10 protein-coding genes and 1 tRNA gene are annotated in these 11,785 nt (G+C 67.9%); 9 read left to right on the forward strand and 2 right to left on the reverse strand.

Annotation, left to right across the window (positions count from 1 at the left end):
* Positions 1 to 450: 450 nt before the first annotated feature.
* Positions 451 to 1,881 carry a hypothetical protein gene (locus NS1_RS37530; RefSeq protein ID WP_062992354.1) on the reverse strand — a complete coding sequence of 477 codons (1,431 nt, stop codon included), beginning with the start codon at positions 1,879 to 1,881 and terminating at the stop codon, positions 451 to 453.
* Between the two features lie 83 nt (positions 1,882 to 1,964).
* Here NS1_RS37530 and NS1_RS37535 point away from each other — a divergent pair, with 83 nt between their 5' ends.
* From NS1_RS37535 to NS1_RS37545, 3 genes are read left to right on the forward strand one after another with little or no spacing between them, the layout of a single operon-like run.
* Positions 1,965 to 2,603 (forward strand): class I SAM-dependent methyltransferase, encoded by a 639-nt coding sequence (locus NS1_RS37535; RefSeq protein WP_062992356.1) that lies wholly within the window; start codon positions 1,965 to 1,967, stop codon positions 2,601 to 2,603.
* Positions 2,604 to 2,646: 43 nt separating this feature from the next.
* On the forward strand, positions 2,647 to 3,489 hold the full coding sequence (locus tag NS1_RS37540; protein ID WP_062992358.1) for an alpha/beta fold hydrolase: 843 nt from the start codon (positions 2,647 to 2,649) through the stop codon (positions 3,487 to 3,489).
* Positions 3,486 to 4,022 (forward strand): TetR/AcrR family transcriptional regulator, encoded by a 537-nt coding sequence (locus NS1_RS37545; RefSeq protein WP_062992360.1) that lies wholly within the window; start codon positions 3,486 to 3,488, stop codon positions 4,020 to 4,022. Before NS1_RS37540 ends, NS1_RS37545 begins: the two co-directional genes overlap by 4 nt.
* A 51-nt stretch (positions 4,023 to 4,073) precedes the next feature.
* Here NS1_RS37545 and NS1_RS37550 read toward each other — a convergent pair.
* A tRNA-Leu gene (locus tag NS1_RS37550) sits at positions 4,074 to 4,156 on the reverse strand.
* A gap of 219 nt (positions 4,157 to 4,375) precedes the next feature.
* Here NS1_RS37550 and NS1_RS37555 point away from each other — a divergent pair.
* From NS1_RS37555 to NS1_RS37580, 6 genes are all read left to right on the forward strand, one after another.
* Positions 4,376 to 5,803 carry an FHA domain-containing protein gene (locus NS1_RS37555; protein ID WP_062992362.1) on the forward strand — a complete coding sequence of 476 codons (1,428 nt, stop codon included), beginning with the start codon at positions 4,376 to 4,378 and terminating at the stop codon, positions 5,801 to 5,803.
* 168 nt (positions 5,804 to 5,971) lie between these two features.
* Entirely contained in the window at positions 5,972 to 6,448 is a 477-nt protein-coding gene (locus NS1_RS37560; RefSeq protein WP_062992366.1) for an FHA domain-containing protein FhaB/FipA, read from the forward strand.
* Positions 6,445 to 7,890 (forward strand): PP2C family protein-serine/threonine phosphatase, encoded by a 1,446-nt coding sequence (locus tag NS1_RS37565; protein WP_062992370.1) that lies wholly within the window; start codon positions 6,445 to 6,447, stop codon positions 7,888 to 7,890. Before NS1_RS37560 ends, NS1_RS37565 begins: the two co-directional genes overlap by 4 nt.
* Positions 7,890 to 9,362: an FtsW/RodA/SpoVE family cell cycle protein gene (locus NS1_RS37570; protein WP_062992372.1), complete on the forward strand. Its 1,473-nt coding sequence runs from the start codon at positions 7,890 to 7,892 to the stop codon at positions 9,360 to 9,362. Before NS1_RS37565 ends, NS1_RS37570 begins: the two co-directional genes overlap by 1 nt.
* Positions 9,359 to 10,831 carry a peptidoglycan D,D-transpeptidase FtsI family protein gene (locus NS1_RS37575; protein ID WP_062992374.1) on the forward strand — a complete coding sequence of 491 codons (1,473 nt, stop codon included), beginning with the start codon at positions 9,359 to 9,361 and terminating at the stop codon, positions 10,829 to 10,831. Before NS1_RS37570 ends, NS1_RS37575 begins: the two co-directional genes overlap by 4 nt.
* A gap of 37 nt (positions 10,832 to 10,868) precedes the next feature.
* Positions 10,869 to 11,785, forward strand: a 917-nt coding sequence (locus NS1_RS37580) for a protein kinase domain-containing protein (RefSeq protein ID WP_157125612.1), incomplete at its 3' end; no start/stop codon positions are given.

The following is an 11,785-nucleotide window of genomic DNA, read 5'->3' on the forward strand; positions in this document are numbered from 1 at the left end:
GCGAAGTCCGCGCGCGAATGTCGAGCAAGGTTGCCCCGGATCACACCGAGTCCTGGACATAGCTGTCACCTGGGGTTTCGGCAACGGAATTACGGTTGCCGACTACTTGAAACAGTAAAAGAGACCTGAAGTTTGTTAACTGCGTTGCAAACGAGATGCGCGCTCAGCAATCACGCTGAAACACCGAATTCATCGCCTCAAACTGGACGGACGACTGGTTGCGAACGGGCCGCCGAACGGACAGATATCGGCAGAAGAACATCCGGAATACAAGGTTGCACGGGCAGTGTGACCTTCGCCTCACCTGCGGGAATCAGGAGTATCCGACCCGCCCACGGGCAAAGGAACCCGACCTTCGGCTGGGCGGGCGTTTCGAGGTCGGCACGCGGCGGCAGTAGTCAGGGGCCCGCCGAAACAGGCGTGAGGTCGGATCCAGGGTGCGAGACGCACTCAGCCGATTCGGACGACCCCGGTTACGGTTCCCTGCCAGAGCGCGCCGCCGCGGGTGATGAGCGCGGCCATCTGCAGCGGGTCCTCCGCGACCGTGCCCGGCAGCGGAGTCGAGGTGCGAACAGCGCCGGTTGCCGGGTCGATAACGACATAGTCGAATCCGTCGAGGGGGGTTGTCGCGTCCGTTCCGATGCGGCGCAGGGTGTGGATGCCGCCGTCGGCGAGAGACAGTCGCGGAACGGCAGCGCTGCGTACCCCGCTGTCCCACACCGGGACACATCCGTCGGCAGTGAGGTCGACGCGGCTCAGCCCGCCCCGGAACGGCGCGCTCGCCGGAACGGCTGGGCCCGCGCCCTCGGGAACGGTGGGATACGGATAGCCGTAGGTACTCGCGACGAAGATCGACGAACCGACCCCGATCGGCGAATTCTCGCTGCCGCCGACGGGGACCGGGACCGAGCAGACCTGCTCACCCGAACCGGAGCGCGCCACGATCAGCCGCACCCCGTTGTCGGCATTGTCGACGATGGCGAGATATTCGTCGCCGCGCACTGGTCCGAAGTACGTCGGCGTCGAGCCGGTACCCCAGCTGAGCTGACCCGGTTTCCGCGCGGTGCCACGGTCGTAGGCAGACCGCCAAAGAATCTCCGGTTCACCGTTTTTCGCGCGCAGCTCGTACAGCGCGTGTGTACTCGCCACAGCCACAACACCATTGGGCGCGGACGAAATACTGTTGGCCACCAGTTCCCCGGACGGCAGCGACACCGTCGCGACACGCCCCTCTCTTCCGACGAACCCGACGACCCCGTGGCCGGTCGCGAACCAGACATCGCCCGTCCAATCGGGAACCAGTCCGGTCACGTTGTCGCCCTGCGGAATCGAGCCACTCAGATCCGCCTGCACGGTGGCAGCCAACCGCCACGCACCGTCCTCACCCCGAACGTGCGCGACCCGCAACAGCCGTCGCCCACCGTCGACGACCACCAGTCGATCCTCGTTGTCGAGAAAGGCGTATACCCCGCCGAGCAAGCTCCCCTTGGTCAACGGCAACGAGGCAAGCGCCCCACCGACCGAGCCCGACGCACCCGAGTCGAACAGGAACACCGTCGGCGTCTGCCCCGCGATGGCGGTGCACAGCCCCACCACCAGCCCATCCGCGCCTTCGAGCAGTGTCGGGCAAGCCGCGCCGAGCGGATACACCGTGACGTCGGCCCCGGGAGCAGGCCCGGCCAACGGCGTCACATCCGAGGACCCCGCGTCCCCGTGCATGGTCGCCGTCCCGAGCGGACCGAGGAAGGGGTTGGCCGCGAGCGGACCGGTGACCGGCGCCGGGTCCGCCGACGCGGGCCCCGACCAGGCGCACGCCGAGGCGAGGACCAGGACAGCGGCGCGGGCAAGGAAGCGGCGGGTTGCAGACGGCACGGTCTGTATCGAACCCGAATTCCGCGCTCAGGAGAAGTATTCCGCTCACCCTGCGGCACCGACGGCGCGAAAACGCCGCCTACGACGACGAAATGACCGGGGTCAAAGATCGCCTGCTCACGACAATCGCCGGGCAGCTCGGCAATCCGCACGGTGTGCTCGGTAAGGGCGTGGCGTTCGTGCTCAATCGGGGGAACAAGCGCGCCATCGCGGCGGCTGTGGATGCGGCGTCGCCGACAGCCGGCGCGACGGTCGCCGATATCGGCTTCGGCGGTGGGGTGGGACTGGAGTTGTCGCTGGCCCGCGTCGGGGCCGAAGGCATGGTGCACGGCATCGAGCCGTCCGCCGACATGCTCGTCCGCGCCCGCGGCCGTTTCGCCATGGAGCTCGCGGAGGGCCGCCTCGCGCTCGCCGACGGCACCCTCACCGCGCTCCCAGTGCCCGACGCGAGCCTCGACGCGGCCATCACCGTCAACACCATCTACTTCCTCGACGACCTCCCGGCCGCCTGCGTCGAACTCACCCGCGTCCTTCGCTCCGGCGGCACCGCGGTGATCGGCATCGGCGATCCCGACGCCATGGCCGAAATGCCGTTCACCCCTTACGGATTCACCTTGCGTCCGGTCGCCGATGTGGTGGCGGCGCTCAGCTCCGCCGGACTGACCGTGGAGCAGCGCACCTTGGCGAATCCGCCGATTCCGCACCATCTGCTGATCGCTCGCAAGGTGTGATCGGACTCTTGACCGACCGGTCGGTCATGGCTACCGTCGGGACATGAGCACACCGATCACCGTCGTCACGCCGTATGGCGACGTGGTGGTGCACCTGAGCGGGCGCTCGCCCGCCGATGCGCCGGGACTGCTCCTGCTGCACGCGAATCCGGGCGACCACCGCGACTTCGATCAGATCGTCCCCATGCTGGGCGAGACGTGGGCCGTGGCGGCGATCGACTGGCCGGGCTACGGCGCGTCGCCGGTCATCGATCCGGACGCGATCACCGTCGACGCGCTCGCTGACGTAGCCGTGCGAGTGTCGAAGTCGTTGGCGCAGATCGGTTTCGGTTCGCTGACGGTGATCGGCAACAGCGTCGGCGGATACGCGGCAGTCCGCCTGGCCGAGCGCGCACCGGACCTGGTGCGCGGGCTGGTGCTGGTGCAGTCGGCCGGGTTCGCACCACTGAATGTGGTGACCAGGGCGATGTTCCGATTTATCGCGCGGCCCTCGGTGGCCCGGCGGTTCGTGGTCGTGAACGCACGGCTGTATCTGGGATCGCCGCGTAACGAGGGTGTTCGGCCCCTCTTCGAGCGGGCCCGCGAGGTACCCGGCGATCCGATCCGGCTCGCTGTGTACCGCAGTCTCTGGCGGAGCCTGGACGACCCGCGCGTCGACCTGGCCGGCGCCGCCCCGCTGCTCCCCGAGGTTCCCGTCCAGGTGGTCTGGGGCCGCAACGACCCGAGTAACCCCTGGCTGGTGAACCGGCGCGGCATCGCCCGCGCCCTGCCCACGGCGCCGGTCGCGCTGCTGCCCACCCGGCACGAACCGTTCGCCGAGGCCCCCGAACTGTTCCTCGAAACCGTGCGCGAGTTTCTCGCGGGCCGTGCTGGAATGCGGCAATGAGATCCGCCGAGCCCGGCCGCAGGGCCCTGTTGAACGCGGGCAGGCAGCTCCTGGCCACCGAGAACCTGAGCAAGCTCTCGGTCAACGCCATCACAGCCGCCGCCGAGATGGCCAAAGGCAGCTTCTATCAGCACTGGCCCAGCCGGGAGTCCTACCTACTCGCCCTGCACCGCGCCTTCCACGACGAGCTCGACGCCCGGGTCGGCACGGCGACCGCCGATCTACCCCCCGGCGAGGAACGCCTCGCGGCCGGCATCACCGCCTACCTCGACGGTTGCCTGGCCGCTCCCGCGACAAAGGGCCTATTAGTACAGGCGAGAACAGACGCGGGCCTTGCCACCGAAGTGAGCGCCCGCAATTCCGCCGCCGCCACCCTGCTCACCACCGAGCTCACGGCGATGGGCTGGACCGACCCGGAGCCCGTCGCCGTCCTGTTGGTAGCGGCAACAGCCGAAACCGCCTTACTCGAGTTGGACGCACAGTCCCCGCGACCGGATCTTCGCGCCGCCCTGCTCCGCATCGCCCGCCCCTGACCCCGGAAACGACAGAAGGCCCGATCCAGAAGGATCGAGCCTTTAGTCTTGTGGGCGAAGGGGGACTTGAACCCCCACGTCCTTACGGACACTGGCACCTGAAGCCAGCGCGTCTGCCATTCCGCCACTCGCCCGAGCGACTGGAAAAATCTAACATGCCCCGCGGGCGAAAATAAAATCGATTCCCTGACCTGCGGCGATGCCGTGGAATCCAGCCGGGGAACCGGGGGGCGCCGCCGGGAGTTACCCAGGTAGAGGATCGTGGATATCATGCAAGGAACGTGGTCGGGTCCGGACACGCCGTAACCAGCGTGTCGAGGAGGGCGGACACGCGCACCGAAGGGAGGGCTGTGATGGGCATCGTGTCGAGATTCGAACGTCGCTTGCAGGGCGCTGTCGGTGACGTGTTCGCGAGGGTGTTCGGCGGCAGTGTGGTTCCCCAAGAGGTGGAGGCCGCGCTGCAGCGCGAAGCCGCAGATCAGATCCAGGATCTGGACGGCGGGCATCGACTCGCGCCGAACAGTTACGTGATCACGATCAACGAAACCGATCACGGCAAGCTCGACGCCGATCACGACCTGACAACCAAAGCGTTCGCCAAACATCTGCAGGATTACATCCGGGAGCAGGGCTGGCAGACCTACGGCGAAGTACACGTGGCGTTCGAGGCATCACCTACGCTGCACACCGGAATGTTCAGAGCGAGCGGCCGCGTCGACCCCGACGCCGGTCGCGGGACGGCCCCACCTCGCACCGGACCGCCACAACGACCCGCACACCCGCAACCAGGAGCTGGCCCCATGACGCATAACTCAGGCTACGAGCCAAGCCGAGAGCCCGCGGAGTCCGATCCACGCAACCGCGGGTACGCACCGCCGCCCGCCGGCGCGCCAGGGGCTCCCTACCCGGCAGACGACTACGGCCGCGGTGGCGGCTACGGCGCGCCCGAGGCGCAGCCCGGATATGGCGACGCGTACGGCCAGCAGGGTGGCGACTACCAGAACGGCTACGACCCCGCCGCGCCCGCTCAGCAGGGCTACGGCCAGCAGAGTGGCTACGGCGCGGCGCCCGCGTACGGCGAGCCCGGTTACGACCAGCAGGGCGGCTACGGCCAGCAGGCGTACAGCCAGCAGGGTGGCTACGGCGCGCAGGGCGCCCAGCCCGGTTACGCCGAGCCCGGTTACGACCAGCAGGGCGGCTACGGCCAGCAGGGCTACGCCGAACCGCAGCAGCAGGGCTACGGCCAGCAGGCCGGTTACGGCCAGCAGGGCTACGCCGACCCGGGCTACGACCAGCAGGGCGGCTACGGCCAGCAGGGTTACGCCGAACCCCAGCAGCAGGGCTACGGCCAGCAGGGTTACGGCGCGCAGCCCGGCTATGCCGAGCCCGCCTACGGCCAGGAGGAGCAGGGCGGCTACGCCCAGCCCGCCGGCGGCTACGGCCAGCAGGGCTACGGCCAGCAGCAGGGCGCGGGCTACGCCGCCGCCCAGTCGAGCTACTCGGCCACGCTCCAGCTCGACGACGGCAGCGGCCGCACCTACGCGCTGCGCGAGGGTTCCAACATCATCGGCCGCGGCCAGGATGCCCACTTCCGGCTGCCCGACACTGGCGTGTCGCGTCGGCATATCGAGGTGCGCTGGGACGGCCAGACGGCCATGCTCTCGGACCTGGGTTCCACCAACGGGACGCTCGTCAACGGTTCCCCCGTGCAGGATTGGCAGCTCGCCGATGGCGACGTGATCCGGGCCGGACATTCCGAGATCCTGATCCGGATCGTCTGATCCCGTAAGCTGCGCGGTGCACGTCACGAGTCGACGCTGTCGGCTCTATGATGCTGCCATTACACGCACGGTCCCGACCTCGGGGCCCGCAAGCCAGCACGCTGGTGGGGGTGGTTCGGCCCGCACCTGCCGTACCGACGTACCCGGGCAAACAGGAGGTGGAACGCCGTGCAGGGATTGATCCTGCAATTGACCCGCGCGGGGTTCCTGCTGCTGCTCTGGTTGTTCGTCTGGGCCGTTCTGCGGACCTTGCGCAGCGATATCTACGCGGCATCCGGCATACGGATACAGCCGAGGGCAACCCGCGGTAATCGCGGATCCATCGGTCTGCCCTCCTTCAGCCGAAGCCAGAAGGGCGCCAAGTATCTAGTGGTGACTCATGGTTCACTCGCCGGCACTCGAATCACCCTCGGCACGCAACCGGTTCTCATCGGACGCGCCGACGATTCGACGCTGGTACTCACCGACGACTACGCCTCGACCAGGCACGCGCGACTGTCTCAGCGTGGTGACGACTGGTACGTGGAAGACCTCGGTTCCACCAATGGCACGTATCTCGACCGCGCGAAAGTCACCACCGCCGTCCGTGTTCCGCTCGGCACTCCGGTGCGAGTCGGCAAAACAGTGATCGAGCTGCGATCGTGACACTTGTTCTGCGCTACACCGCGCGAAGCGACCGCGGACTCGTCCGGGGCAACAACGAAGATTCGGTCTACGCGGGCGCACGCCTGTTAGCGCTGGCCGACGGCATGGGTGGGCACGCCGCCGGAGAAGTGGCCTCGCAGTTGATGATCGCCGCACTGGCGCATCTCGACGACGACGAGCCGGGCGAGGACATCCTCGGCAAGCTCGACCACGCCACGCATTCCGGCAATGCCGCCATCGCCGACCACGTCGAGGCCGAACCCGAACTCGACGGCATGGGCACCACGCTCACCGCGATCCTGTTCGCGGGCCGCAAGCTCGGCCTGGTCCATATCGGCGACTCGCGGGCCTACCTGCTGCGCGACGGCGAACTCGCCCAGATCACCCGCGACGACACGTTCGTGCAGTCGCTGGTCGACGAGGGCCGGATCACCGCCGAACAGGCGCACACCCACCCGCAGCGTTCGCTGATCATGCGTGCCCTCACCGGCAACGAGATCGAACCGACGCTGATCATGCGCGAAGCCCGCGCCGGTGACCGTTATCTGCTGTGCTCCGACGGACTTTCGGACGTGGTGAGCGACGAGACCATCGGCAACACCATGCGCGAGGGCAACACCGACGAGTGCGCCGACCGGCTCATCGAGCTGGCGCTGCGCAGCGGTGGTCCGGACAATGTGACCGTCGTCGTCGCCGATGTGATCGACCTCGACTACGGCCAGAGCCACCCGATTCTCGCGGGCGCCGCCTCCACCGAGGAGGAGGAAGACTCCCCGCCGCCGAATACCGCGGCAGGGCGCGCCGCCGCCATGCGTCCGCCCCGCGCGCAACCGCGCCGGGCCGCCGCCGCGCCGCCGCCGCCGGAAACGAAGTCGCACAAGCTGCGCTGGCTGCTGTTGTCGCTGGCGTTGATCGCCGCGGTGGCCATCGGACTCGTGGTGGGCTACAAGATGATTCGCAGCAACTACTACGTGGGTGCCGACAACGACAAGGTGGTCGTGATGCGCGGCCTGCCCGGTTCGATCCTCGGCTACTCGATCCACGACGTGGAGCTGACGGGCTGTGTGAACAGCAAGAGCGAGCTCACTCTCGTCGAGGTGGGCAAGCCTGCGCCGAGCGGTTGCAAGACGCTGACGGTCAGCGACCTGAAGCAGACCGGGCGCGACCAGGTGCAGAAGGGCCTGCCGCCGGATTCGCTGGACAAGGCGCGCGGCAGCATGAAGGTGCTGGCGCAGAACGAGCTCCTTCCGCCGTGCCCGAAGAAGGAAACGGTCCCCCAGCCCGGCGTGCTGCCGCCCGAGCAGACCCCGGTGATCCCCGGTGGCGCACCGACTCCCGGCCCTGACCAGCCCGCGACACCGACCACCCCGGCGCCGACCACCACAACTGTTCCTCCGACAACCCCGCAGATCTCAGGGGAGAACTGCCGGGTGACGGACTGATGTCCGCACCGCCACCGCCGTCGGCTGGGGCGTTCCCCAGTCCCCCTGGTGGATTCGCGCCGGCGCCGCCGCCGTCGACGCGACGCAACCAGGAGTTGCTGTTGCTGGCGGGCGCGGCGGGCATCACGACGGTGTCGTTGTTCATCGTCGAGGCGAGCCAGGAACAGTCGATCACCACCGACATCGCCAAGTACGGGGTGGCGTTCCTCGCGCTGTTCGGGATCGCGCATCTCGCGGTGCGCCGGTTCGCGCCGTTCGCGGACCCGCTCCTACTACCGATTGTGGCGCTGCTCAACGGATTGGGGCTGGTGCTGATCCACCGGCTCGATCTCGCCGAAGCGCAGAAGGCGGCGTACGACGCGACAGCGGTCCCCTCCCCCGACGCCAACCAGCAGATCATGTGGACCGGCCTCGGCATCGTGGTGTTCATCAGCCTGCTCATCGTCTTGCGGGACTACCGCACGCTGGCGCGCTATACCTACACACTAGGCCTGGTCGGCCTGGTCGCGCTGGCGATTCCGGCACTGTTGCCGAGCCGGTTCTCCGAAGTCAACGGCGCCAAGATCTGGATCCGGCTGCCCGGATTCAGCATGCAGCCGGGCGAATTCGCGAAGATCCTGCTGATCATCTTCTTCGCGGGCGTTCTGGTGGCCAAGCGTGACCTGTTCACCGCGGCGGGCAAGCACTTCCTCGGCATGGAGTGGCCGCGACCACGCGATATGGGTCCGATCCTGATCGTGTGGATCGTCTGCATCGGCGTGCTCGTGCTCGAAAAAGACCTCGGCACTTCGCTGCTCATCTTCGGCACGGTGCTGGTGATGATCTACATCGCCACCGAACGGGTGGGCTGGCTGATCATCGGCGGCGGGCTGCTCGCGCTCGGATTCGTGTTCGCCTACGAGCTGTTCGGGCATGTGCGCGTGCGCGTGGACACCTGGCTGCACCCGTTCGACGACTACCACAACACCGGCTACCAGATCTCGCAGTCGATGTTCGGCTTCGCTACCGGCGGGCTCGCGGGCACCGGCCTCGGCAGCGGACGACCCCAGCAGGTGCCCTTCGCCAAGACCGACTTCATCGTCACCACCATCGGCGAGGAACTGGGCCTGATCGGGCTCACCGCGGTGCTGATGCTGTTCCTGATCTTCATCGTCCGTGGGCTGCGCACCGCGCTGGCCGTGCGTGACAGCTTCGGCAAGCTGCTCGCGGCGGGCCTGTCGTTCACCATCGCGATCCAGGTGTTCGTGGTCGTCGGCGGTGTCACCAAACTGATTCCACTCACCGGTCTGACCACGCCGTTCATCTCCTACGGCGGTTCGTCGCTGCTGGCGAACTACGCGCTGCTCGGGCTGTTGATGAAGATCTCCGATGCGGCTCGCGCACCGGCACCGGCCCGTAAGCGCGCGCCCGCACCGATCGCCGACGCGGCCACGGAACTGGTCCGCAGGCCGGAAAGCAGGGTGAGCGAATGAACACACCTCTGCGTCGTGTCGCCGTCGCCGTCATGGTGATGGTGGTGGCGTTGCTCGTGAACGCGACCTACCTGCAGGTGGTCAAGGCCGACGATCTGCGCAGCGATCCGCGCAACTCGCGGGTGCTGCTCGACGAGTACTCGCGTCAGCGCGGTCAGATCTCCGCGGGCGGCACTGTGCTCGCCGGCTCCGTCGCGACCGACGACCGGTACAAGTACCTGCGCGAATACCCCTCCGACCCCTCGGCGTACGCGCCGGTCACCGGCTTCTACTCGATGCAGTACGGCAAGACCGGGCTCGAGTTGGCCGCGGACCCGCTGCTCTCGGGCAACGACTCGAGCCTGTTCGGGCGTCGGCTCATCGACATGTTCTCCGGGCGCGATCCGCGCGGCGCGAACGTGCTCACCACGCTGAATCCGATGATGCAGCAGGTCGCCTACGAACAGATGACCTCGAAGGGCTACACCGGCGCGGTCGTGGCGATCGAGCCGAGCACCGGCAAGATCTTGACCATGGTCTCCACGCCCAGCTACGACCCCAACGAACTGTCGGGCCACGACGGCGCGGCGGGTCGGGCGGCCTGGGAGCGGCTGAGCACCGACCCGAGTCAGCCGATGCTCAACCGCGCTGTCTCACAGACCTATCCGCCGGGATCGACGTTCAAGACCGTCGTCACCGCGGCCGCGCTGTCCAACGGTGTCGCCGGTCCGAACGACCAGTTCACGGCGGCGCCCAACATCACCCTGCCCGGGACCAGCACCACGCTGGAGAACTACAACGGCAGCACCTGCGGTGACCAGCCGACGGCCAGCCTCTACGACGCGTTCCGGCGTTCGTGCAACACCGCGTTCGTCGAACTCGGCGTGAAGGTCGGCGCGGCCAAACTCAAGGACGAGGCCGCCGCGTTCGGCATCGGAGTCGAGGATCCGCCCGGTGTGCCGATCCCGGTCGCCGAATCGACCGTCGGCCCGATCCCGGACAACGCCGCGCTCGGCCAGTCGAGCATCGGTCAGCGCGATGTGTCGGTGACACCGCTCAATGTCGCGGTGATCGCCGCGACCATCGCCAACGGCGGCACCAGGATGCAGCCGTATCTGGTCGATCAGACCCAGGCACCCGATCTGTCCGAGCTCAGCAAGACCAAACCGGTCAGCGTCGGGCAGGCGGTGAGCCCCCAGGTAGCGTCGACCCTGACCGATCTGATGGTCGCCTCGGAGGCCAATACCGTGGGCGGTGGGCGGTCGCCTTACCAGATCGCGTCGAAGACCGGAACGGCCGAACACGGCAGTAATCCCCGTAACACCCCGCCACATGCTTGGTATATGGCCTTCGCGCCCGCGCAGAACCCGAAGATCGCCATCGCGGTGATCGTCGAGAACGGCGGCAACAGGCAGTTGGCTGCCACCGGAGGTTCGGTGGCGGCACCGATCGCCAGGTCTGTGCTAGACGCGGGCCTGGCAGGGGGCTGAACGAAATGAGTGTGCGAGTGACAACACGGGGGCCCCGATGCTGAACAACGGCGCCATGATCGCCGACCGCTACCGCCTGCAGCGGCTCATCGCCACGGGCGGTATGGGTCAGGTGTGGGAAGCGATGGACACCCGGCTCGATCGCCGGGTGGCGGTCAAGGTCCTCAAAACTGAGTTCTCCGCAGACCCGACCTTCCGTGCGCGGTTCCGGGTGGAAGCGCGCACCACCGCGCAGCTGAACGCACCCGGGATCGCGGGCATCTACGACTACGGCGAGACCACCGACCCGTCGGGCGGCGAGACCGCGTACCTGGTGATGGAGCTCGTGCAGGGCGAACCGCTCAACGCGGTGCTCAACCGCATGGGCAGGCTCTCGGTCATCCAGGGTCTGGACATGCTCGAGCAGACCGGGCGCGCGCTCGAGGTCGCGCACGCGGCAGGCGTGGTGCACCGCGACGTGAAGCCGGGCAACATCCTGGTGACGCCGACCGGTCAGGTGAAGATCACCGACTTCGGCATCGCCAAGGCGGTCGACGCCTCGCCGGTGACCAAGACCGGCATGGTGATGGGCACGGCCCAGTACATCGCGCCCGAACAGGCCGTCGGCGAGGACGCCACCGCGGCCTCCGACGTGTACTCCCTCGGCATCGTCGGCTACGAAGCACTGGCCGGAGTCCGTCCGTTCACCGGTGAGGGCGCGATCACCGTCGCGATGAAGCATGTGCGCGACGCGCCGCCGCCGATGCCCGACGACCTGCCCGCGAACGTGCACGAACTGATCGCCATCACGATGGCCAAGGATCCGTTGCAGCGCTACAGCAGCGGTGGCGAGTTCGCCGACGCCGTGGCCGCGGTGCGCGCCGGACACATGCCGCCGATCCCCGGCGGCGCCACCGGTCCGTCGATGACCGGTGCGACCCGGGTGCTGCCACCCGGCCCGACCGTCGCGATTGC

This window comes from Nocardia salmonicida NBRC 13393 (assembly GCF_001613085.1).
Taxonomy (GTDB): domain Bacteria; phylum Actinomycetota; class Actinomycetes; order Mycobacteriales; family Mycobacteriaceae; genus Nocardia; species Nocardia salmonicida.

What these genes read in the sequence shown, in the direction of transcription:
- NS1_RS37535 (WP_062992356.1), top strand. Translation starts at nt 1,965, where the DNA reads ATGACCGGGGTCAAAGATCGCCTGCTCACGACAATCGCCGGGCAGCTC.
- NS1_RS37540 (WP_062992358.1), top strand. Translation starts at nt 2,647, where the DNA reads ATGAGCACACCGATCACCGTCGTCACGCCGTATGGCGACGTGGTGGTG.
- NS1_RS37545 (WP_062992360.1), top strand. Translation starts at nt 3,486, where the DNA reads ATGAGATCCGCCGAGCCCGGCCGCAGGGCCCTGTTGAACGCGGGCAGG.
- NS1_RS37555 (WP_062992362.1), top strand. Translation starts at nt 4,376, where the DNA reads ATGGGCATCGTGTCGAGATTCGAACGTCGCTTGCAGGGCGCTGTCGGT.
- NS1_RS37570 (WP_062992372.1), top strand. Translation starts at nt 7,890, where the DNA reads ATGTCCGCACCGCCACCGCCGTCGGCTGGGGCGTTCCCCAGTCCCCCT.
- NS1_RS37575 (WP_062992374.1), top strand. Translation starts at nt 9,359, where the DNA reads ATGAACACACCTCTGCGTCGTGTCGCCGTCGCCGTCATGGTGATGGTG.